This is a genomic window from Proteus sp. GOKU (assembly GCF_015475555.1).
Classification (GTDB): Bacteria; Pseudomonadota; Gammaproteobacteria; order Enterobacterales; family Enterobacteriaceae; genus Proteus; species Proteus mirabilis_B.
Window position 1 is genome coordinate 3,129,261 of record NZ_CP034105.1, and the last position, 21,836, is coordinate 3,151,096.

Annotated in this window: 19 protein-coding genes, 1 tRNA gene and 1 pseudogene; 15 read left to right on the forward strand and 6 right to left on the reverse strand. The window is 35.9% G+C overall.

Translation table 11 applies throughout. From position 1 onward, the window contains the following. The 8 genes from tssH to EHE21_RS14470 all read left to right on the forward strand — a co-directional run bounded on the left by tssH (position 1) and on the right by EHE21_RS14470 (position 12,564). Entirely contained in the window at positions 1-2,637 is a 2,637-nt protein-coding gene (gene tssH / locus EHE21_RS14435; protein WP_194951039.1) for a type VI secretion system ATPase TssH, read from the forward strand. Then, the gene (locus EHE21_RS14440) at positions 2,634-3,431 is read left to right on the forward strand and encodes a Fis family transcriptional regulator (protein WP_194951040.1); all 798 of its coding nucleotides are present in this window, start codon (positions 2,634-2,636) and stop codon (positions 3,429-3,431) included. The genes tssH and EHE21_RS14440 overlap by 4 nt, the downstream gene beginning before the upstream one ends. After that, positions 3,428-4,078 carry a type VI secretion system-associated protein VasI gene (gene vasI / locus EHE21_RS14445; RefSeq protein ID WP_194951041.1) on the forward strand — a complete coding sequence of 217 codons (651 nt, stop codon included), beginning with the start codon at positions 3,428-3,430 and terminating at the stop codon, positions 4,076-4,078. Before EHE21_RS14440 ends, vasI begins: the two co-directional genes overlap by 4 nt. A 5-nt stretch (positions 4,079-4,083) precedes the next feature. Then, positions 4,084-5,538, forward strand: coding sequence for a type VI secretion system protein TssA (tssA, locus tag EHE21_RS14450; protein WP_194951042.1), 1,455 nt, complete (start codon positions 4,084-4,086; stop codon positions 5,536-5,538). Between the two features lie 2 nt (positions 5,539-5,540). Continuing rightward, entirely contained in the window at positions 5,541-9,089 is a 3,549-nt protein-coding gene (gene tssM / locus EHE21_RS14455) for a type VI secretion system membrane subunit TssM (RefSeq protein WP_194951043.1), read from the forward strand. 39 nt (positions 9,090-9,128) lie between these two features. Next, positions 9,129-10,460 (forward strand): VasL domain-containing protein, encoded by a 1,332-nt coding sequence (locus tag EHE21_RS14460; RefSeq protein WP_194951044.1) that lies wholly within the window; start codon positions 9,129-9,131, stop codon positions 10,458-10,460. Positions 10,461-10,519: 59 nt separating this feature from the next. Next, the gene (locus EHE21_RS14465; protein WP_194951045.1) at positions 10,520-12,256 is read left to right on the forward strand and encodes a type VI secretion system baseplate subunit TssF; all 1,737 of its coding nucleotides are present in this window, start codon (positions 10,520-10,522) and stop codon (positions 12,254-12,256) included. 119 nt (positions 12,257-12,375) lie between these two features. Then, positions 12,376-12,564, forward strand: a complete 189-nt coding sequence (locus EHE21_RS14470) for a hypothetical protein (protein ID WP_194951046.1) — start codon at positions 12,376-12,378, stop codon at positions 12,562-12,564. Between the two features lie 158 nt (positions 12,565-12,722). Here the strand turns inward: EHE21_RS14470 and EHE21_RS14475 are convergent, their stop codons facing one another. Next, the gene (locus EHE21_RS14475; protein WP_194951047.1) at positions 12,723-13,142 is read right to left on the reverse strand and encodes a hypothetical protein; all 420 of its coding nucleotides are present in this window, start codon (positions 13,140-13,142) and stop codon (positions 12,723-12,725) included. A 199-nt stretch (positions 13,143-13,341) separates the two neighbouring features. On the opposite strand from EHE21_RS14475, the gene EHE21_RS14480 reads away from it, so the two are divergent. Beyond that, complete coding sequence (locus EHE21_RS14480) at positions 13,342-13,851, forward strand: DUF523 domain-containing protein (RefSeq protein ID WP_194951048.1); 510 nt, start codon at positions 13,342-13,344, stop codon at positions 13,849-13,851. 361 nt (positions 13,852-14,212) lie between these two features. Continuing rightward, positions 14,213-14,521 carry a helix-turn-helix domain-containing protein gene (locus EHE21_RS14485; RefSeq protein ID WP_194951049.1) on the forward strand — a complete coding sequence of 103 codons (309 nt, stop codon included), beginning with the start codon at positions 14,213-14,215 and terminating at the stop codon, positions 14,519-14,521. A 147-nt stretch (positions 14,522-14,668) separates the two neighbouring features. Here EHE21_RS14485 and EHE21_RS14490 read toward each other — a convergent pair whose 3' ends face one another. The 3 genes from EHE21_RS14490 to EHE21_RS14500 all read right to left on the reverse strand — a co-directional run bounded on the left by EHE21_RS14490 (position 14,669) and on the right by EHE21_RS14500 (position 16,336). Beyond that, positions 14,669-15,208 carry a hypothetical protein gene (locus EHE21_RS14490; protein WP_194951050.1) on the reverse strand — a complete coding sequence of 180 codons (540 nt, stop codon included), beginning with the start codon at positions 15,206-15,208 and terminating at the stop codon, positions 14,669-14,671. A 113-nt stretch (positions 15,209-15,321) separates the two neighbouring features. Then, positions 15,322-15,696, reverse strand: a complete 375-nt coding sequence (locus EHE21_RS14495; protein ID WP_088494805.1) for a hypothetical protein — start codon at positions 15,694-15,696, stop codon at positions 15,322-15,324. Between the two features lie 130 nt (positions 15,697-15,826). Further along, entirely contained in the window at positions 15,827-16,336 is a 510-nt protein-coding gene (locus EHE21_RS14500) for a GNAT family N-acetyltransferase (RefSeq protein WP_194951051.1), read from the reverse strand. Positions 16,337-16,462: 126 nt separating this feature from the next. Between EHE21_RS14500 and EHE21_RS14505 the strand changes: the two are divergent. After that, positions 16,463-16,651 (forward strand): annotated as a pseudogene (locus EHE21_RS14505) (tyrosine-type recombinase/integrase); the annotation flags it as partial. Positions 16,652-16,672: 21 nt separating this feature from the next. Here the strand turns inward: EHE21_RS14505 and EHE21_RS14510 are convergent. Further along, positions 16,673-16,749, reverse strand: a tRNA-Arg gene (locus tag EHE21_RS14510). A 190-nt stretch (positions 16,750-16,939) separates the two neighbouring features. On the opposite strand from EHE21_RS14510, the gene folD reads away from it, so the two are divergent. The 4 genes from folD (at position 16,940) to EHE21_RS14530 (ending at position 20,303) form a co-directional block, all read left to right on the forward strand. Beyond that, the gene (gene folD / locus EHE21_RS14515; RefSeq protein ID WP_075673948.1) at positions 16,940-17,812 is read left to right on the forward strand and encodes a bifunctional methylenetetrahydrofolate dehydrogenase/methenyltetrahydrofolate cyclohydrolase FolD; all 873 of its coding nucleotides are present in this window, start codon (positions 16,940-16,942) and stop codon (positions 17,810-17,812) included. Between the two features lie 3 nt (positions 17,813-17,815). Next, complete coding sequence (gene ybcJ / locus EHE21_RS14520) at positions 17,816-18,028, forward strand: ribosome-associated protein YbcJ (RefSeq protein WP_194951052.1); 213 nt, start codon at positions 17,816-17,818, stop codon at positions 18,026-18,028. A gap of 652 nt (positions 18,029-18,680) precedes the next feature. Further along, on the forward strand, positions 18,681-19,622 hold the full coding sequence (gene fruK / locus EHE21_RS14525) for a 1-phosphofructokinase (RefSeq protein WP_194951053.1): 942 nt from the start codon (positions 18,681-18,683) through the stop codon (positions 19,620-19,622). A 237-nt stretch (positions 19,623-19,859) separates the two neighbouring features. Beyond that, entirely contained in the window at positions 19,860-20,303 is a 444-nt protein-coding gene (locus EHE21_RS14530; RefSeq protein ID WP_194951054.1) for a hypothetical protein, read from the forward strand. 89 nt (positions 20,304-20,392) lie between these two features. Here the strand turns inward: EHE21_RS14530 and cysS are convergent, their stop codons facing one another. Beyond that, the gene (gene cysS, locus EHE21_RS14535; RefSeq protein WP_088494799.1) at positions 20,393-21,784 is read right to left on the reverse strand and encodes a cysteine--tRNA ligase; all 1,392 of its coding nucleotides are present in this window, start codon (positions 21,782-21,784) and stop codon (positions 20,393-20,395) included. Positions 21,785-21,836 lie beyond the last annotated feature (52 nt).

A 21,836-nucleotide genomic window follows, 5' to 3' on the forward strand; every position in this document is an offset into this window, starting at 1 on the left:
ATGATCCAGATTGATCTCTCAACATTAGTTAATAGACTTCACCCTATTGCTAAACACGCTTTAGAAAATGCGGCTGCGTTTTGTGTAAGCCAGCAGCAACTTGAAATTACAGTAGACCAATTTTTACAACAACTGCTGGAAACACCACTAACGGATATCCGCACTATTTTTAATAAAGTTGATATCAATCCAACTGAATTAACAGCGCTTTTAGATCTTAACTCTGTACAGCACCAAAGCGTGACACAAAGTTATCCAAGCTTTTCCCCACTATTAGTGGAATGGCTTAAAGATAGTTGGTTATTGGCTTCAGCAGAGCTTAGTCATAACGAATTACGTTCAGGCGCGTTATTACTCACTTTATTGCAAATGCCTCATCGCTATTTGCCTAAATCAGCAGTCGAATTACTCTCTCAAATCAATAGAGAACAACTCAAACTCAACTTTGATGAGTGGACGCTGACATCAGCAGAAGCACCAATAGCAGAAGCTAATAAATCATCCAATAGTCATGTTCAATCGGACTCTATGCTTGCGCGTTTTACACAAAATATGACGCAACAAGCAAGAGATAACCAGCTAGATCCGGTTTTATGTCGTGATCATGAAATTGACTTAATGATTGATATTCTCTGCCGTCGTCGTAAAAACAACCCCGTGGTTGTCGGTGAAGCGGGTGTCGGTAAAAGTGCCTTAATTGAAGGGTTAGCCTTACGTATTATCGCTGGCGAAATTCCTGAAAAACTCAAAGAATGTGAGTTATTAACATTGGATTTAGGCGCTCTTCAAGCTGGTGCTGCCGTTAAAGGTGAATTTGAAAAACGCTTTAAAGGCATTATGCAAGAAGTGGCACAATCACCGACTCCTATTATTTTATTTATTGATGAAGCTCATACCTTGATTGGTGCAGGAAATCAGCAAGGTGGCTTAGATATCTCCAATTTGCTAAAACCTGCATTAGCTCGTGGTGAATTAAGTACTATCGCAGCAACCACTTGGAGCGAATACAAAAAATACTTTGAGAAAGATGCCGCATTAGCGCGTCGCTTCCAACTTGTTCAAGTGAAAGAGCCTACTGCCGATGAAGCTATTATTATTATGCGCGGGTTACGCTCTATCTATGAAAAAGCGCACCAAGTTTTTATTGATGATGAAGCGCTCTGTGCATCAGCACAATTAAGTGAGCGTTATCTTTCTGGTCGCCAACTTCCAGATAAAGCCATTGATGTGCTTGATACCGCTTGTGCTCGTGCAGCTATCAATCTTTCAACTCCACCTAAACAGCTATCAGCATTAAAAACGCAACGCCATCAAATCAAGATGGAGCGAGATGTATTAATTCGTGAACAGCAATTAGGTTTAAAAGATCATTCAGAGCGCTTGGCGATATTAGACAATCAGTCTATTGAGATAGAAACACAAATTGAAGTGCTTCAACAGGCGTGGGAAAAACAGAAAAATATTGTTCGTGAAATTATTGAATTACGATCAACTTTATTATCAGCATTGACTAAATCACTTGAAGAAGAGACAAACACTGAAAGTGTTGAAAATAATAGTGATGAGCTAAAATCTCGCTTAAATGCTCTAAATGAAGAGTTAACTGAATTACATCAACACTCTCTATTAGTCTCTCCTCATGTAGATAAAAAACAAATCGCTGCCGTTATTGCTGAATGGACAGGCGTACCTCTTAATCGCTTATCACAAGATGCATTATTAGTGGTGACAGAGCTTCCGACCTATCTTGAACAAAGCATCAAAGGGCAAACTCTCGCCATTAAGCATCTTCATAAACACTTACTGACAGCGCGCGCCGATCTCCGCCGTTCTGGTCGTCCTCTTGGTGCATTCTTGTTAGCAGGACCAAGTGGTGTCGGTAAAACAGAAACTGTTATTCAAATTGCTCAGTTAATGTTTGGTGGAACACAGTATTTAACCACGATCAACATGTCTGAATTTCAGGAAAAACACACGGTTTCTCGCCTAATTGGCTCACCTCCAGGTTATGTAGGTTATGGCGAAGGCGGAGTATTAACAGAGGCTATTCGTAAAAAACCTTATTCTGTTGTATTACTTGATGAAGTAGAAAAAGCCCATCCCGATGTTTTAAACCTGTTTTATCAAGCCTTTGATAAAGGAGAGTTAGCCGATGGAGAAGGCCGTATTATTGACTGTAAGAATGTCGCCTTTTTCTTAACTTCTAACTTGGGCGATCACATCATTATGGCTCATGCCGATAAACCGGATGAGTTGCATGATGCCCTCTACCCAGAATTAACCACTTTCTTTAAACCTGCTCTTTTAGCACGTATGGAAGTTATTCCGTTTTTACCGTTAACGCAGGCTATTCTCAAAGAGATTATTACTTACAAACTAACACGCTTAACTGAACTACTTACACAACGTTTTCATGCAGAAATCAGGCTAGAAGACACTGTTTCAGATGAAATATTGCAACGTGCTTCACGAGCAGAAAACGGAGCAAGAATTTTAGAATCCATTATTGATGGCGCACTACTCCCTCCTCTTTCACTTCTTCTCTTGCAACACAGTGCACGAAATGAAGATATCAGGACGATACGGTTATCAACGCAAGATAACCAATTTATTGCAGAGGTAAATGTAGAACTATGAAGCACAGACTGAAAAATGCGCTCTCTCTCTTAACTTGTTTAGATGTGGACTCACTGATCAGCCAATTTCTTGAGCTCAGTATGCCTCGTAGTCCATTCAGCGCACTTATTGTTTCAATGATTAATAAATCAGAGAACCGCTTAGAGAGCTGGAGCATTGATCTTAGTGAGAAAGTAGAGAAAAAACATTTGGATGTCGATATTACAGAAGCGGATCACCCCTTGATCCAGCTTCTATCACAACCACAATCTGTACTTTGGAATGATCTAAAACAGGGCAGTTATATTAGCGATCACGCCTTACAACAGTTTATCGCCAAACAACCTGTGCATTGCGGGTTGTTTAGTATTCCCTTTACTGATCTGAATAATAAGCCTTGTGGGTTAATTATTATGTTAGGGCAAGATCTCGATGAAACCGTTTATGAGCAAGGGATCTTCTCTATTTACTGCAATATTTTTCATCATCAATTAAAAAGCATCTTGGCGTTTTCTCAATCACAACAAAAAATTGCTGATCTGCAATATCTATTGAAATTACAACAAGAAAAAGAAGATAAAATTAATCAGACATTACGTTCATTATCCGTATCGAATTTAACTTCAACGCGAGCATCAACGCACTCTTTCGCTGAAGTGAACGATCTTACTTTAGCCACTGAACGCTATGAAGCGTCAATTCTGCGTTATCAACAAGAAAGCAGTAATGACGATCTCAATTTAATTGCTGAAAACTTAAATATTTCAAAGCGATCTCTTCTATATAAATTAAAAAAATATGGATGTCTTGAATGATTTATTCACGGATTATTTATTTCATTTTTCTGGCTTTCTGTTTACTCAACAACGCCTTTGCACAGGCGCAAGAGGATGAAGTTAATCTTACTGAACAAGCGCTCTCTCAATGTCGTGAAGAGGTATCTCAACTTATTCGTTTATCTTGTTATGACCAAATTAATATTGAGAACAAACAAACTTCTACTTTTGATATCAGTGCGATGGGCGATATTTGGCGCTTAGCGGTAGAGCATGAAATAAAGCGTGAAAACTATACAGCGGGATTTATGGTGACAGCCAATAACAAAGGAACTTATCCCGTCATTATGACGATCCCAGCCATGGGATATCAGCCACCCCGCCCTATTTTAATGCTCAGTTGTATCGACAACATTACTCGTATGCAAATTGCGTTACCCAAAAAACAAACTGCAGGAAACATCCAGCTCATCACGGACAAAACACAACTAAGTAGCGAATGGTTTCTACGAGAAGACGGTTATTTGCTTGAAGCAAGCCGCGGCATACCCGGTATTGATGAAATCAAACAACTACTTTCCAGCACAAAACTAACCATCAAATTAGCGAATGATGAGAAATTAACCTTTAATATTTCAGGCATTAACGAAGAGATAAAACCTCTGCGTTCCGCCTGTCATTGGTGATAAAAATGACAACAAAAACGCTTTGTACATGGCGAGAACAACTTTTAGCACCTTTGGATGAGGCTAAAATAAGTAGCCAGCTTGATGAAAATAGTGCCGACTGGGAATATATCGAAAATGAAATGATAAAATTTGGCTCACTAAGCCATAGCACTTTAGATATTGATGATCTTCAACGTCGTGCATTACAACTATTCGCAACACAAACCAAAGACTTTCGTCTATTGGTGCATTTTCTAAGAACACTGCAACATGCTGCTGTCCCTGAAGAGCTAGTTATTGCTGCCACGGTTGCCAGCGCCTATATGCAACATTATTGGGATAACAGCTATCCTAGTAATCCACGTTTAAAACTACGTTTAGCACAACAAATTATTAAACGTTTTGAATCAGTCAAAAACAGTTTTTGCCAGCAAGCCACATCAGAACAACGTGATGATATTTTGGGTGAATTTGCCTATTTAGCTCAATTTTGGCACACCAATCAGCCTAATTTATCTACGCAAATGGATGAATTAAGCCGAGCGTATCAACATATAGAAAACACACAAAAATCGACCATTACAACTGAAGAAAGTGTAAAAGCAGAATCCATTAATGAAGTAAAAACACCTTCTCAACCTCCAGCAAGCGTGACTTCAGAGGCAACGCAACCTCACGTTGAAATTAATCAAAGTGATGATCGCCAATGGAAACAGACACTATTAAAAGTCGCTGGCATTCTTTGTGAACAAGCCCCTAATGATGCGGTTGGTTATCGCCTACGCCGATATGCTATTTGGCATAATATTCAAACACTTCCGATGAGCGATAAGCAAGGTAAAACACCTCTAGCGGCAGTGGCAATAGATAGAGTGACCGATTACAAAGCGCAACTTATGCAACCAACACTCACTTTACTCAATGAAATTGAACAAAGCTTAACGTTGGCTCCTTACTGGTTAGATGGTCACTATCTTGCAGCTCAAGCCGCTCAATCATTAGGGCTAACTTCTATTTCATCAGCGATTGCTCAAGAGCTTTCACTGTTTTTAACCAGATTACCTCAGCTTAGCCATCTCTATTTCTCTGATATGACGCTCTTTATTTCAGAAGAAACTCATCAATGGCTAAATAGCTTAGAAAGCAAAACGAATAATAAAGCGAGCCCTGCGTTATCGCTACAAAGTGAACAACAAGAAATTATGACCTGCTTTGAACGAGAAGGTCTTAATGCCGCGTTATTGATGATTGATAACGCTATTTCAATCACAACAGAACCCCGCCAGCGGTTTTATTTGCAGTTACTCTCAGCACAACTATTTGAAGCGTCAAAGATGAGTTCCATCGCAAATGTTTATTTTAATCAGCTTTATCAAGATGCGCTTCGATATTCATTATCAGAGTGGGAACCCAATTTATTAAATCAATTAGCATCAAAAGTGGAACATCAACAAAACTTGTCTTCTCATAGGGAATAATAATGAATTGGTCATTTCTTTCTGGAAAGAAAATAACGGATTTTATAAAAAAAATTTTCTTTGCTGATAAATCAAAAATTAAATCCTTGTTTTTACTTTTTATTGCCTTAATTCCAGCTCTATTTGTCATTTGGATTTGGTGGTGGGGAGCTAATTATGAATTTAAAGGAGATTACCCATTAAGATCGCTCAGTGCGCGCTGGCTAGCGACAGTTATCACTATTTTAGTTGTTGTCAGTTGGGTTGGTATTGCAACATGGCTTCGTGTGAGAAAACTTGAAGGTCTGAAATTAGATGTTGAACTCGCAATTGTCGATCCTGTACTTAATGATATTGAACATCAGAACCGTTATTTAAATTATTGGAAATCGCAATTTATTAAACATCAAAATGGGCACACTAATGCGCTTTATCAAAAGCCTTGGTATTTTGTGCTAGGTACTGATGAAAGTGGTAAAAAAACATTATTAAAAAATAGCCTCAATACGTTAGATATTGCGCCTATTGAAAATATTGTCAGTGAGCAAAAATTACCTTTGCATATAAAAATGTTATTGGCAGACCAAGCCATATTATTAATGCCAGAAGGTAAGTTAATTACACAACCCAATCTTATTTTAGAAAAGCCGAAACTTTATCACCGATTATGGAATGAGTTATTAGTCTGGTTAAATGAACATCGCTCTCGTCAACCAATGAATGGCATTATTCTTACTATTGATACATTACAACTACTGACAAACGATAAAGAGAAAAATAGCCAGTTTATTGCTTCATTGCATATGCGGTTACAAGAAGTTCGCATCGCTTTTAATAGTCAATTACCTATTTATATCGTGTTTACAAAGCTCGATTTATTACAGGGATTTGACGCTATGTTTCAGTCACTCGAAGCCAAACAGCGTGATGAAATATTAGGTGTAACATTCCGATTAAATAGCGAAAATAATTGGGAAAAAGATCTTAATGCATTTTGGGAACAGTGGGTGAGCCAAATGAATAGCGCCCTTCCTGAGATGATGCTCAATCGCGTTGATGAAAGCCAACGTACTAAGTTATTTAGTTTTATTCGACAAATCCAAGGGCTAAAAACTAACGTTATTAGCCTGCTTAATGCATTAACGTCCAGTAATAAAGAGCAAGATATTCAATTAAGAGGGATATATCTCACTTCAGCAACACAAGTTGGTCAGGTTGATAATCTCTTTAGTCAAACAGCATCGGTTCAATATCATTTACCAACAGCACCATTAGCGACTTGGCCTATCGCAGAAACTCATAGCTATTTTACGCAATCACTTTTTCAAGATGTTTTGTTATCAGAGCCAAATCTTGCTGCTGAAAGTCAATTTTGGCTTAAAAAACATCGTAGAAGAGTTCTATTAGCTTCCGCTATTAGTGTTGTTGGTATTATCGCTTTATGGAATGGCTGGAGCCATTATTACAGTAAAAATTACCAATCTGGCGAAAATGTACTTAATGAAGTGAAATCATTTCGCTCTTCAGAAGCGACGATTACCACTAATACCGCAGGAAAAGAGCAGCTTGCGGTATTAAACCCATTATTAGATGCCACATTAGCTTACGGTAATTATCGCGAGAAAAGTGACACGTTTTCTGACCTAGGGTTATACCAAGGAAAGAATGTCGGCCCTTATGTCGAAAATGTTTATCTCCAATTGATAACAGAACATTATCTGCCTTCAATAATGAATTCTTTACTGACTGAATTGAAAAAAGCACCAGCAGGTAGTGAGGAAAAGCTAGAGATATTACGCATTATGCGCATGCTTGAAGATAAGAGTGGGCGTAATAATGAGATTGTTGAAAACTTCATGGCTAATTATTGGAGTCGCTTATTTACAGGACAGAGAGATATTCAATCTCAATTAATGTCACATTTACAATACGCATTAAAACATACCGATTGGCAAACTCAACGTAAGGCAGGTGAAGTAACTGCTATTAATGCTTTTACACCATTTACTCAGCCAATCGATACAGCGCAAAAAGAGTTAAGTCGTTTACCGCTTTATCAACGTGTTTATCAAACCTTGCGCCTTAAAGCGAACCAAGTTCTCTCATCACCATTAAATATACGTCATCAAGTTGGCCCTAGCTTTGACTCTATTTTTACCGCTATTAATGAAGATAAACTTCAAATGCCTCAGCTTCTAACGCTGTATGGGCTAACAAACTACTTTACTCAACATAATGATGAGCTGGTAGATCTGACCTTTTTGGATGCATGGGTATTAAATTTAAGTACAAATACCCAATACAGTGAAAGTGATAGAAAAGAGATCCAACGTCAAATCACCGAACAATATCTAAATGATTATACGGCTCAATGGCGTGCAGCTATGAGTAATCTTGAAATAAGAGAATTTGAATCACTACAAGATGAAATTAATGCATTAGAGCAGATTATTAGCGGTGAACAACCCATCCGTCGTGCATTGCAAGTATTAAGAGATAATACAACATTGCCGAAAATAGACAGTTCACTACCAATTGCTGATCAAAAGGCATTAATGGATGAATTGAAATATAAATTACTCACACGATTAGATAAAGAATTTGCACCTCAAACTGAAATTCTTGTCAGCAATAATGGTGAGAATTTACAGAACCTCAATCAAAAATTAAATGAACTGCATCGTTATTTATTAGGTATTTATAATTCACCTGTGCCGGGTAAAGCGGCATTAAAGGCGGTGACTTCTCGCCTTGAAGATAATAATCGCGACATTATTTTTGAATTATCTCAATCAGCTAAAACATTGCCTGAGCCAATGAATCGTTGGGTAGGACAATTAGCAGATCAAGCGTGGAATGTTGTACAAAAAGAAGCTATCCGCTACATGGAAGTTGAGTGGAATGAAACCGTTGTTAAGCAATATCATACCTACATTGTAGGTCGCTATCCGTTTAATGCAGCAACGACACAAGATGTCCCTTTAAGCGAGTTTGAACGCTTTTTCAAACCAAACGGCACATTAGATAGCTTCTATCAGCAAAATCTACGCCTTTTTGTTGAAAACAACCTGATTGAAAATAGTGATGGTCAATCACTTATTCGTCCGGATGTGTTAGAACAACTCGAAATTGCAAATCGAATTAGAAATACATTCTTTAATGCACAAGGCAATTTAGAAGCGCAATTTGCTATTGAAGCACTTTCTCTTACCGGTAATAAGCGTCGTAGTGTTTTAAATCTTGATGGGCAATTACTCGATTATTCACACGGCAGAAGCCATACCGTACATATGGTTTGGCCTAATTCAATGCGTTCAAATGTTGAGAGCAAGCTGACCTTAGTGCCTATTTCTGGCGATAAATCACCTCGAGCTGTTTTATTTAATGGCCCTTGGGCACAAATGCGCCTCATTAATGGTGGCAAGCTTACTAATATAAAGCCGCACTCTTTTGATGTGAAATTCACCCTTGATAATGGTGATATGACATATCGGATCACAATCGATGAATCTAATAATCCTTTCTTTGGTGGATTATTTACTCGCTTCAAATTACCTGAAACCCTTTATTAACTGATTTCCCCTTATATTTATAAGGGGATAGGATCATTCATGAATACGCCAAAAGAAAAATTTGTGATAAAAATTGCAGGCTCTCCTTTAGATATCCCTGAATTTATCGCATTAAAAGCGGAATTTAATAAACTTAATCATCCTTCTCAACCAGAGATCAGTTGGACTCTTATTGAGTCTCTCTCATTAACGTTATTTAAAACCCACGGTATCGACTTGCAAAGTGGGACTTATTACACGCTAGCTCGTCTTCATTTAAATGGGTTAAATGGTTTTACTGAAGGATGCGAATTGCTTGCCAATATAGTGGTAAGTCAATGGGATAATCTTTGGCCTACTCAACCAAATCATCGGTGTGATGTTTTAAATTGGTTTAATACCAAAGCGGGAGCTTTATTACGTCAGTTAACATTTTCGCCTTCTGATTTACGTTTAATTTATCGTTCAGAAAGGGCTCTGCAATTAATTATCGACCAACTCGCTCATACGGATTGGCCTAAATTACCAAAGCTAGAAAATTTACTTTGGTTTTTCCAAAATGCAGCGAAAACCTTAGAACAAAATACAAAAAGTTCGACTCAAAAAAGTAGTAATAATGCCGTTAAAATTCCGCCTATTGTCTATATCAGTACATCTGATGAACTTAAAGAAAACAATACTTCTAAACCTAACCCTATCGCCGAAGTTGTTTTATATGACGATCCGCCGCTTGAGAAAAAACCAATGAGTGCGAAAAAAGGCTTTTTTATTGGACTATTAAGTAGCAGTGCTATTTTTATTACTATTGGTATGGCGATTTATCTGCCGATGCAAAAAGAACTCTCTGCAATTATCGCTCAACCTGAAGGTGCCATTACACAATGGTTATATCAACCAAATATCAGTTCATATGCAAATAACCTTGTTTTAATGGAAAAACAGTCTCCTATATTTGCTTTAAGAAAATCAGATCATATGTTGGAAGTCGCGAAAAAACTTTGGCCTAATAATGCTGATCAATCTTACGCAACACGACAATGGCAAAATATCCTTACTACACGATTAGAAAACGCACCAATTGACAGCAGTTGGTCAGATACGAATAAATTAATTCAACAGCTTTCCGATAGGATTGTTCAACAAGAACGTAACAGAGGAAGCTTTACCCTTTCTTATTTAAAAACAGCCATTTATGAAATTCAAAAAAGCCATAATAAAGCTGTTCCTATTGAAAATAAGCTATATGCATTTTCACAAGAAATAAGTAAAGAGCAGTCTATCTCTCCCGCATTAATTAATAATCTCGATGCAGATATTAATGGATTATTGGCACGATATTATCTCCTGCAAAAAGAAGCTGAAGAGTTAGGATTAAAGCCTTATTCATATTAAAAATAACCAGAAATCATGGCAGATATTATTTATTATTAAAGGGGTGATATTAGATTAACATGAGCGAAATTAAATATTTAAAAGAAAGGCAATACCTGCAAAAACTGGCTAAATCCTACGCACAAAAAAAACCACATTTAGCGGAAGTTTTAGAGCCAGATGATCCTCAAACCAGCTATTTAATGGAGGGATTTGCCTTTCTTTCTGCTCATTTGCAAGAAAAAATTGATGATGCATTCCCTGAAATTACACTCCCTTTATTACAGCGTCTCGGCTCTCAAGCAATAAAAGGGTTGCCGTCAACATCCATTATTCAAATCAGTTGTGATAAAGAAATTAACTACAGTTATTACATTCCTAAAAACAGTAGCGCTTTAGGCAGTAATAACGAGTGTTTTTCAACTTGTCGCGATTTATATATCGAGCCTTATTCTCTTATTGAGAAACAAGTGACACATCAACCTAATAAAAGTTGTATCTCTTTAACTTTTGCCTACCTTGGCGATATAGAGCAAATGCAATCTTGCTCGCTAAATTTATTTCTTAGCCCAATCAAGAATATTGCAGATACGCTGTTACTTGGGTTGACACAACATTTTGACTATATTGAATTAAAACATGCCGATCAAAGTTATCATGGTGACAATGCAACGTTTTGTTTTAACTCTCAAATTGGTAAAGATTATCCTATTTTTCCACAATCAGAGAATACCCCGAAAGCACCACAACAATTATTGGAGGGGTTGTATCTTCCTCATGTTCATCATTTTATTAGCTTAGATATTCCCGTGATTATCAAACAATTAGATTGGGGAAAAAGCACTCAATTTACAGTCAATATTTATTTAAATAAGCAAATTTCATTAACGGAAGAACAATGCCAAGACTGTTTTTTACTTAACTGTATTCCTACTGTTGATAAAGAGAAAGATCATACAGTTATCCTTGATTTTCAAGAGAATAAATCATCTTATTTACTGCCTATTCCAGATAACCATTATCTTTCAAGTTTATCTGAAATCATGCTTTCATTAGAGCCACATGAAAAAGAGCGTGGTATTTATTGTCATTTTTATTCAATAACTGAATTAACATCAGCATCTCGCCTATTGCCTCAATATCAAAACTCTCTTTTCTATTCCTTAACAATAGATAAAGATATCACCGGAAGAACCTTCTATACGGTTCATTTCTATGATAATAAAGGCGAGGAACTTATCTCTCCACCAAGTCTACATTTTTCCTGTACATATATTGGCTTTGAAAAATATAAAGATAACAGCATTGGTGTGCTGAATGCACACAGTGAAAATATGCCTGATAATCTGTTACTCAAAAATATCACACCTTTATCAGAATGTTTTCCACCTATTGTTGACGATAAGTGTTATTGGCATTTGTTATCACATTATAGTGCTAATGCTTTTATGCTGATGTCTATTACAACAATAAAAAATATGCTAAGTGATTATTTAATTTATTCAGAACTAGATAAACAAGTTACAAGAAAAATAAAAAAATCCTTGGATGGCTGTATTGATTTAAATAGTCAGACTTATGATTATATTTTAAAGGGTAAACCACATCGTTGTTTATCTTTAATATTAACACTAGATACTGATTATTTTGATAATGAGGGCGATGCCTTTATTTTTGTTTCTCATCTTTATCATTTCTTTCCATTTTGCTTATCTGAGAATATGTTATTAGAAATGAAAATTAAATTTAAAGATAATGAAAAAATAAAATGGTTTTTATCACCATATCCATTAAAAGGTTATAAGTCACTGCTGTGATTATTTAAAGCTACAAATAAAAAGAGAAATAAAAAAATATTGAGTTAAGTGTTCATCTATTGATAACAAATTTATTTTATGTGAGAATTCATCTAAATAAAAAATAAGGAGAAAAAGAAATGGCTAAAGTTAATAATAACGCTAAAGAAAGAGCCTGTGCGGTAGCCCTTTCTGTTGCATCTCGAACTACATTCGATCCCAATAGCGTCACAGCCTCTAAAAAGCTAGCTCAAAAGCGCTCAGCGCAACGTTCAACTGATGATTTAAATAGAATGTTTTCAAAAGCTTTCTCTACTGTTATTAAATAATAACGTTCATAGCAAATATCCAACTACAATTAATATCTAAAGCCCTTTTGATAGGGCTTTTCTCTGGGGAGATTTAGTAGTGCATTCTAAAAAATGGGTTTTTCGTGAATTAGTTAAAAACGAAAATTCAACTTTAACTAAAACACTAAAATAATCCACTAATATCGAAAATAATTTTCAGAATAACTTATATGCAAACAACTATCATATTTATAAATCTCAAGATATTGTTCGTTATCTCTTACTTTAGGATTTCCATAATAAACTGGAAAATCTAATTTATCGGTAAACTCTCTTAATTGTAGATACGCCTTATTCCAATCAGTAATAAGACAAAATGTCACACTACCGTTTCTAAATCCTCTATCAATAATTCCATCACCAGTGAAAAAATAGTCATCCGAAATTCTAGGTACTGATTTAATCACAGAAGATGTATTAAGATAATAAGAAAAGATATTATATTTAGTGTAGGTGTAACCTCTTTCTTTTGTATTTTTAATATCTTTTATTGCCAAAAAAATAAGAATGGTAAATAAAGTCAGTAGAAATAATGTAATCCAATATCCTTTTTTCATATTTTCTTCCTACTGTCTTGGTATTATTAATATTCTATTTGAAACCTTATCACAATAGTTCTATAAATACTGAAATACCGTGACTTTTTGTGCTTAAACAGAATTGTATCCTCTAAATGCATTGAACGATAACAACCAAGAATATAAATTCTATCAAAACACATATCTCATTAATTGGATGTAATATCACTAAATTTATATGAAAAATAAAATACTCGTTAGTGCTTGCCTGATGGGATTTAAGGTTCGTTATAACGACACAGAAAAAGCACAATTAAATACAGTATTTGAACAGTGGCAACAAGAGCAACGATTAGTGATCCACTGCCCTGAACTTGCAGCTGGGTTGCCAACACCTAGAGCCTCGGCTGAAATATTGGAAGCTGATGGTTATCAAGTTATGCAAAATAGCGCAAAAGTGATTGAAAACACGGGTAACGATGTGACAGCCCATTACCAACTTGCAGCATGGCTTGCTTTGCGCACAGCTTTAGATTCTAACTGTATCGTTGCCCTATTAACCGATAAAAGCCCAACCTGTGGTAGCCAATATATCTATGATGGCAATTTCTCTGGTGTGACAAAGCAAGGTGAAGGTGTTGCAACAACCTTATTACGTCAACATGGTATAAAGGTATTTTCTGAAAATCAGTTGGATGAATTAATTGATTGGGTAGAAAACTGGGGTAAAGAAAATATTATTTTATGATAAAAATCTGAATAGCTGATAGCTTAATCAAATAATCATTTGAAAAACATTAACTTATACTTATCGGATACGGATCATCATCCATCGTTTCAAACAGACTCTGCAAAATGGAGCCTTCCATTCTTACTAATCTCCAATTAGCTCATATTATTCTTAATTAACACTCCTATTTCGTCATTAACAAACAAAAATACTGCTAAAGACTAATGTAATTTATCTAATTATTTGATTTAGGTAAAACGGTTTAAATCTTTTAATAAATAAAAATTGATAGATAATGACTATTAATAATCTATTTTTGATCGCTCATATCGATCTTTAAGTGTTTTTACGGTAATCTCTTTTAAAAAGAGGGATTAATATGAGTTCAATTAATATTGTTGTAGGTCAGAGAATTAAACAGAAAAGAAAGCAATTAAAAATAACAGGTATCGAGATGGCAAGAAGGCTTGGCATCAGTCAGCAGCACTATTCGCGTTTGGAAAATGGGCATCTTAAGATAACAGTCGATCAGCTTATTGCTATTGCTTTAATATTGAGAATATCGCCACAAAGTTTGTTGATTACACCCGAAATAATGTCACCAATGCTAAATGCTTGGGCTGAAACAACTTTGTCATCAAATGAAATTGTTATATCAAGAAATAAGAAGCGCCGTAATCTTAGATAAAAATACAATAATATTGTTTAGCGCTATCTGATTTAATATTTAAACTATTTTAGTTAAAAAACATCGCAATTTTTCATCTTCTTGTATTTAAATAAAACATCATCTATTTATAAAATCAATCGCTTGATTTATTGTTAAAATAAATAATCAATTGTTAATATCTTTCGGAATTGAATATTTTAATCGAAGTTCTGGAGCGCTAGATAATTTTCGATTAGATCCTTCCATCAAATAAGCCGCTATTTCTTCTGATGATAAATCATCGACTTCTTCAATATTAAAATACTCATCAGGCCAATAAATAAGATCTGAAGAAAAGGATTTGAAGTTTACTTTGAGTAACTGCATTGCATAGGATTGTTCAGATTCACTGCCTTCAGCTAAACATATAAAATCAACAATATTAATTAACTCTTCATAAGTCAGATCATCCAGATATTTCACCTGATTAAATGCTATTTTTGTAAACTCTTTTGCGCTTGTCCAAGAATTATAATCACGAAAATCTGAAAACTCACAAGGTGTTACTACTTGTGCGTTCCAATTTATCATCATGGTTTTAATATCAGGATCATCTTCAGTTCCGCCATTATCGATTTTATTAGTTATCTTCCGTAGTAAATCGATCAACTCATTGAGTTTAGCTTTACTTATTTTTATTGGTTTCAATCTGTTAGGTAAAGGCATATTTTATTCCGTTTATACTGTTTTTATTAAATCCGTATGTTATTGAATATAATTAAATAATTGATTTTTTTAGAGAATATTAAGGTTACTAGTATCATGTTTAATTAACAGCTCTAATTAACACACTTTATCAAATCACCTACTAATTGAAAGTTAGGGTTTGAAGTTATCGTAACTCTAATAGAAGTATCCATACGAGATGTGATGACAGCCTGAGTATATTTGACTCCGTTGATATTAATATCTGCTATTTGACCGATATTTTTAACAGAAAAACCACTCAACCCAGTATTATTTTTAAGTCTAATTCCCAAGGAATCGTTTTCTTGTATATGAGTGTCAATTTCTGCTGACTCTATATTTTTACATGCTATAGAAAGCTCATCTTTACTAGTTTTGAAAGATAAACAAATATCATCAGGCTTGCATTGATTAGCAGCCATTGCGAATGTTGAAAATAAGAGTGAAAAAATAGCTAGTAATTTCATTTTTGAAGATCACCTTGTGATTTTTTATAAAATTCATCCCTTATTTCAGCAGTAATTAAACTAGATGATTTACGGTAACTATATACGAAAAAAGATCGCACATGGCGACCTTTAAGATTTATTGGCTAATTTAACTCAGTTTTTTGTTCAGCATATAAATACAGTCATCAAACATAACTCCGCCAATCGTGTAATTATCCTTAATGATCTCTTTAAGGGTAAATCCATTTTTTTCCAGAACGCGTACTGATGCATTGTTTCCGCTTGTGATCACGGCCTGATAGCGCGAAATAGCAGATAGTTCGGGTAGTGATAATAAGGCAGATAATGAATCAGTAGCCAAAGACATACCAGAAAATTCACTCGCGATTATGTATCCCACCTCGGCTACAGGTTCAACATTATCAAGAATTACTAAGCCGGTTAACCCCATTGGGAGCCCGTCAACTTTTCTACGGATCACAAAGCATAACCAATGAGAAGACTCTATATTCCATTCTGGCAGGCGACTATCAAAGGCATCTTTAATTTGCTGTTCATTTAGTGGATCAGAAATAAACCTCATTATCCCAGCATCTGCATATAACTTTCTGAAAAAATCCCAATCATTTTCAGTTATTTTGGTTAAGGTAAACACCATGATTTTCCTGTAAGGTTTTTATAATATTAATGTAGTCCTATTTTATTAAATTATTAATATCTGAGTTAATAATTAGTTGTACAACACAACAAACAAAAATGACACCACAAATTAGAAAAATACAAGTTGATTCAATCTGGTGTTCCGCTAATAGCATTACAAGAAATGGGAGGCTGGGAAAATATCGAAATGGTTAGAAGATATGCTCATCTAGCGCCTAATCATTTAACTGAACATGCAAAGCAAATAGACAGTATTTTTGGCACTTGCGTCCCAAATACGTCCCACTTAAGAAAAGTAGAGAATTTAAAATGAGTGTAAGTGTTTGATTTTAAATGGTACGCCCTACAGGATTCGAACCTGTGACCTACGGCTTAGAAGGCCGTTGCTCTATCCAACTGAGCTAAGGGCGCCTAGAAGAGATTAGACGTCAGCAATCACTGCTGATAACGGGTGTGAATTATACGTTCAACATTCTGAGAGTCAACGCTTTTTCAACGATATCAAACTATATGGTTAAAATATGGCAAGTATTCGACTGACAGATTGCTCTTGATCTGACAAAATAGACCAATACCGTAATTGAATAATTTGGATGTATAGATGTCAGCAAGAATTATAGATGGGAAATCGATTGCGCAGACCATCAGAAGCGAAGTTGCAGAAAAAGTAAAACAACGTATTAATGCAGGAAAACGAGCGCCTGGTTTAGCTGTTATTTTAGTGGGTGATAACCCAGCATCACAGATTTATGTTGGAAGTAAACGCCGCGCTTGTGAAGAAGTAGGCTTTATTTCTCGCTCTTATGATTTACCAGATACTACCAGTGAAGCTGATTTATTAAATCTCATCGACCAGCTTAATGCAGACAACACCATTGATGGTATCCTCGTTCAGCTCCCTTTACCTGCCGGAATTGATAATGTTAAGGTTTTAGAACGCATTCATCCTGATAAAGATGTGGATGGCTTTCACCCTTATAATATCGGCCGCCTATGCCAACGAGCACCTAAATTACGCCCTTGCACACCTCGTGGTATTGTCACACTACTAGAGCGTTGTAATATTCCTATGAATGGCTTAAATGCCGTTATTATTGGTGCATCAAACATTGTTGGTCGCCCAATGAGCTTAGAACTATTACTTGCGGGTTGTACAACAACAGTTACTCACCGTTTTACTAAAGATCTGCGCTTTCATGTTGAGCATGCGGATTTAGTTGTTGTGGCGGTAGGTAAACCTAACTTTATTCCTGGTGAGTGGATTAAACCGGGTGCAATCGTGATTGATGTCGGTATAAACCGTCTCGAAAGTGGTAAAGTTGTCGGAGATGTTGATTTTGAGGCAGCATCTCAACGTGCAGGCTGGATTTCTCCTGTCCCTGGTGGTGTAGGTCCAATGACAGTCGCCACACTTATTCAAAATACTTTGCAAGCATGCGAAGAGTACCACGACCCTGAAACAGGAAATAATTAATCGATGGAAACATTTCAATTAGATGGGCACGACTATGTCGAGCTTTGTGATTTATTAAAACTTCAAGGTTGGACTGAAAGCGGAGCCTCTGCTAAAAGTGTCATTGCTGAAGGTTTAGTGAGCGTTGACGGTGAAATTGAAACCCGTAAACGCTGTAAAATTGTTGCTGGAAAAGTGGTCACCTATGGTGAGTTTTCCGTTAGCGTTAGCAAATAATCAGCAAATTAATTAATATTGAAAAAGCGTCGCTATCTTAGCCTCGCTTTTTTTCTTTTTAATCCTTTTTTACCTTTAATCCACATTTTCTCCTTCTTTTTTCTTATTTAGTCATATTCTAAAAAGACAAATCAACATAACTCATTGAATTAAAATAAAACCATAGAAATTAATTTAATATATTTAAATTTAGATCATCATTTTTAAGCCCATCTATGGTTATAATTACCTGTCACTGTTCAGCAAATTGTACATTTTATAAAAAAATAGATAAAAAGAAGTGCTATAAGTTATTATTTTATATATGGATAACACTTTTTAACCATTACTGTAAAACTTCAGCAACAACCCTTTTTATTGATACTTTTATCCGTTTATTCATGTTTAAATGCCCATAAATGTGATTTAGATCTAATTTATTTCTACTTTCATTAGGCAAAAGAACATTGTTTGTACTAAATTACAGGTTATAATTTGAAACGATTCAGCTCAATGATACTATTTTAGTTGTTATTTTGTGATATTTAAGCCTTTCTTGCCCTTTATCTAACAGGAGATTTTATGCTCGGCTTACCCACTCAAGGTATCTCTATCTTTGCTAAATCACAGCAAAAATCGATGCCTGTTCTTTTATTTAAGGTAAGGAACTAGCATGAAACGCAGAGTAGCAACCATCACACTTAACCCTGCATATGATCTTGTCGGTTTAAGTAATCCCATTGAACTTGGTGAAGTTAATCGTGTTAAAACGGCTGGCTTCCATGCTGCGGGTAAAGGCATCAATGTGGCTAAGGTTTTAAAAAGCCTTGGCGTTGATGTTACTGTTGGCGGTTTTTTAGGCAAAGAAAACCAAGATGGATTTCAAAAAGAGTTTAGTGACTCCGGTATCGCGAACCGTTTTCAAATGGTTGAAGGCCGTACTCGAATTAATGTCAAACTCACAGAGCCCAATGGCAAAGTGACTGACTTCAATTTCTCTGGTTTTGAAATTACAAAACAAGACTGGACTCGCTTTGTTAACGACACGCTAAGTTGGGCGGGTCAATTTGATATGATTTGTGTCAGCGGTAGTGTTCCTCCGAGTGTTGATCTCAATGATTTCACTGCATGGATGACACGCTTACGTGGCGAATGTATGTGCTTGATCTTCGACAGTAGCAGAGATGCTTTTGTCGCAGGATTAAAAGCCTCCCCTTGGTTGGTTAAACCCAATCATCATGAATTAGAGATTTGGGCTGGCAGACCTTTACCTGAGCTTTCTGATGTTGTACAAGCGGCACAAACATTGCGTCAGCAAGGTATTGCTCATGTTGTTATTTCATTAGGTGAACAAGGTGCTATGTGGGTAAATGCATCTGGTGCATGGATGGCAAAACCGCCTAAGTGTGATGTTGTAAGTACGGTTGGTGCTGGAGATTCAATGGTAGGTGGTTTAATTTATGGCTTAATGATGCGACAAACCAGTGAGCACACCTTACGTCTTGCTACTGCTGTTTCTGCACTTGCTGTAAGCCAAACTAATGTTGGTATTCACGATCGTGAACAATTAGCAAAAATGATGGCAGAAGTAGAATTAACCCCTCTAAAATTATAAGTAATAACACCCAGTGGTAAATTGAATAATATTAAGTAGAATTACCACTGCCTTCATTAAATATATTAACGCTATGTTATGAAAACTCTAAAATAGAATCTCTTTAATTGATTAATATTTGTTTATTATTAAATCAAACTTTATTTTTTCTATTTATTCGATAAACTTCACTTTAATAAAAATTAATAAAGATATTCTAAAGCCAATAAAAACTTATTTCTGTTTTTAGGAGAAGTTATGGAAAGGCCCATAGTACTTTTATGGATCCAAGTTATTTCGGTATTATTTTTAGGTGTCAGTTTATTTATATTAGTTGCCGGGGCACCAATTTATTTATTAGCAATGGCAATGGGTGGCGGTCAAACAATGCTTGTGGGTTTGTTCATCATGCTGTGTCTAATTATAACGATGATAATGCAAGTTACAGCATGGATAAAACTCGCTAGAAACAGTAAAAATGCTTACTCTTTTTTGAAAATCTCATGGGTATGTTTATCTATTTCACTCTTTTTTATACTTAGTATTTCGATGTCATTGACAAATATGTCAGAAATTGGCTTTGTTGTTTTTTCTATTATCGTTATCTTAACGCATCGGCTTTTTTTCTCTGAAAATGTGATTTCTTATTTTGAAGATAAACAAAAAGATAGCGAAAGAGAAACCAGTATTATTAGTCAATAAAATAATCATCAGACAAAAAAATATCGGATATTAAATATCCGATATTTTTATATTAAACACGTATTAAGTGTAATTACTCAATCATTGTATTAATTATTACGACGCCAAACTGTTCCTTGAGGACCATCTTCTAAAACAATTCCCATCGCTGTTAATGCATCACGAGCAACATCAGCCGCAGCCCAATCTTTGTTTTTACGAGCATCGTTACGCTGTTGAATTAATGATTCAATTTTTTCAACTTCACCAGCATCATCCGCTTTAGCGCCACTTTGTAAGAAGTACTCTGGCTCTTGCTCTAATAAGCCTAATACCTTAGCAAGTTTACGTAACACTGCCGCTAAGCCATTCGCTGCATTCATATCAACTGATTTGAGGCGATTCACTTCACGCGCTAAATCAAACAAAACTGAATAAGCTTCTGGTGTATTGAAATCATCGTTCATTGCATCAATAAATTGCGCTTCAAACGCTTCGCCACCCGCAGGCTGTGCATTCGCATCAGTTCCACGTAATGAAGTATAGAGGCGCTCTAATGCAGTGCGAGCCTGTTTTAAGTTTTCTTCAGTGTAGTTAAGTTGACTACGATAATGGCCTGATAATAAGAAGTAACGCACGGTTTCAGCATCGTAATAAGCCAATACATCACGAATAGTAAAAAAGTTATTAAGTGATTTAGACATTTTTTCTTTGTCTACCATCACCATACCCGAGTGCATCCAGTAATTAACGTAAGGACCATCATGGGCACAAGTTGATTGTGCAATCTCATTTTCATGATGAGGGAACATTAAGTCTGAACCACCACCATGAATATCAAAATGATGTCCTAATTCTTTACCATTCATCGCAGAACATTCGATATGCCAACCCGGACGACCTTCTCCCCAAGGAGACTCCCAGCTTGGTTCACCCGGTTTAGACATTTTCCATAAGACGAAATCCATTGGATTACGTTTTACGTTAGCCACTTCAACACGAGCACCGGCTTGTAGTTGCTCTAAATCTTGGCGAGAAAGTAAGCCATAATCAGGATCGGTATCAATCGCAAACATTACATCGCCATTGTCGGCAACGTAAGCATGTCCACGTTTAATTAACGCTTCTGTTAATTCAATAATTTCAGCAATATGGTGTGTTGCACGCGGCTCTGAATCAGGGCGAGCAATATTTAATGCATCAAAATCTTTATGCATTTCAGCTAACATACGAGTCGTTAATTGCTCACATGTTTCATTATTTTCAATCGCACGTTTGATGATTTTATCATCCACATCCGTTACGTTACGAACATAGTTAACATCGTATCCTAAGTAACGCAGATAACGGGTTATGGCGTCAAAAGCCACAAATGTACGTCCATGACCAATATGGCATAAGTCATAAATAGTGATGCCACACACGTACATACCTATTTTTCCTGCATGGATAGGTTTAAATTCTTCTTTTTGGCGAGTGAGAGTATTAAAGATCTTTAGCATCAGTGGACGTTCCCGTTTTCAACTGTACGTGTTTATTACGTTTTTATATAAA

What these genes read in the sequence shown, in the direction of transcription:
- tssH (WP_194951039.1), top strand. Translation starts at nt 1, where the DNA reads ATGATCCAGATTGATCTCTCAACATTAGTTAATAGACTTCACCCTATT.
- EHE21_RS14440 (WP_194951040.1), top strand. Translation starts at nt 2,634, where the DNA reads ATGAAGCACAGACTGAAAAATGCGCTCTCTCTCTTAACTTGTTTAGAT.
- vasI (WP_194951041.1), top strand. Translation starts at nt 3,428, where the DNA reads ATGATTTATTCACGGATTATTTATTTCATTTTTCTGGCTTTCTGTTTA.
- tssA (WP_194951042.1), top strand. Translation starts at nt 4,084, where the DNA reads ATGACAACAAAAACGCTTTGTACATGGCGAGAACAACTTTTAGCACCT.
- tssM (WP_194951043.1), top strand. Translation starts at nt 5,541, where the DNA reads ATGAATTGGTCATTTCTTTCTGGAAAGAAAATAACGGATTTTATAAAA.
- EHE21_RS14460 (WP_194951044.1), top strand. Translation starts at nt 9,129, where the DNA reads ATGAATACGCCAAAAGAAAAATTTGTGATAAAAATTGCAGGCTCTCCT.
- EHE21_RS14465 (WP_194951045.1), top strand. Translation starts at nt 10,520, where the DNA reads ATGAGCGAAATTAAATATTTAAAAGAAAGGCAATACCTGCAAAAACTG.
- EHE21_RS14470 (WP_194951046.1), top strand. Translation starts at nt 12,376, where the DNA reads ATGGCTAAAGTTAATAATAACGCTAAAGAAAGAGCCTGTGCGGTAGCC.
- EHE21_RS14475 (WP_194951047.1), bottom strand. Translation starts at nt 13,142, where the DNA reads ATGAAAAAAGGATATTGGATTACATTATTTCTACTGACTTTATTTACC.
- EHE21_RS14480 (WP_194951048.1), top strand. Translation starts at nt 13,342, where the DNA reads ATGAAAAATAAAATACTCGTTAGTGCTTGCCTGATGGGATTTAAGGTT.
- EHE21_RS14485 (WP_194951049.1), top strand. Translation starts at nt 14,213, where the DNA reads ATGAGTTCAATTAATATTGTTGTAGGTCAGAGAATTAAACAGAAAAGA.
- EHE21_RS14490 (WP_194951050.1), bottom strand. Translation starts at nt 15,208, where the DNA reads ATGCCTTTACCTAACAGATTGAAACCAATAAAAATAAGTAAAGCTAAA.
- EHE21_RS14495 (WP_088494805.1), bottom strand. Translation starts at nt 15,696, where the DNA reads ATGAAATTACTAGCTATTTTTTCACTCTTATTTTCAACATTCGCAATG.
- EHE21_RS14500 (WP_194951051.1), bottom strand. Translation starts at nt 16,336, where the DNA reads ATGGTGTTTACCTTAACCAAAATAACTGAAAATGATTGGGATTTTTTC.
- folD (WP_075673948.1), top strand. Translation starts at nt 16,940, where the DNA reads ATGTCAGCAAGAATTATAGATGGGAAATCGATTGCGCAGACCATCAGA.
- ybcJ (WP_194951052.1), top strand. Translation starts at nt 17,816, where the DNA reads ATGGAAACATTTCAATTAGATGGGCACGACTATGTCGAGCTTTGTGAT.
- fruK (WP_194951053.1), top strand. Translation starts at nt 18,681, where the DNA reads ATGAAACGCAGAGTAGCAACCATCACACTTAACCCTGCATATGATCTT.
- EHE21_RS14530 (WP_194951054.1), top strand. Translation starts at nt 19,860, where the DNA reads ATGGAAAGGCCCATAGTACTTTTATGGATCCAAGTTATTTCGGTATTA.
- cysS (WP_088494799.1), bottom strand. Translation starts at nt 21,784, where the DNA reads ATGCTAAAGATCTTTAATACTCTCACTCGCCAAAAAGAAGAATTTAAA.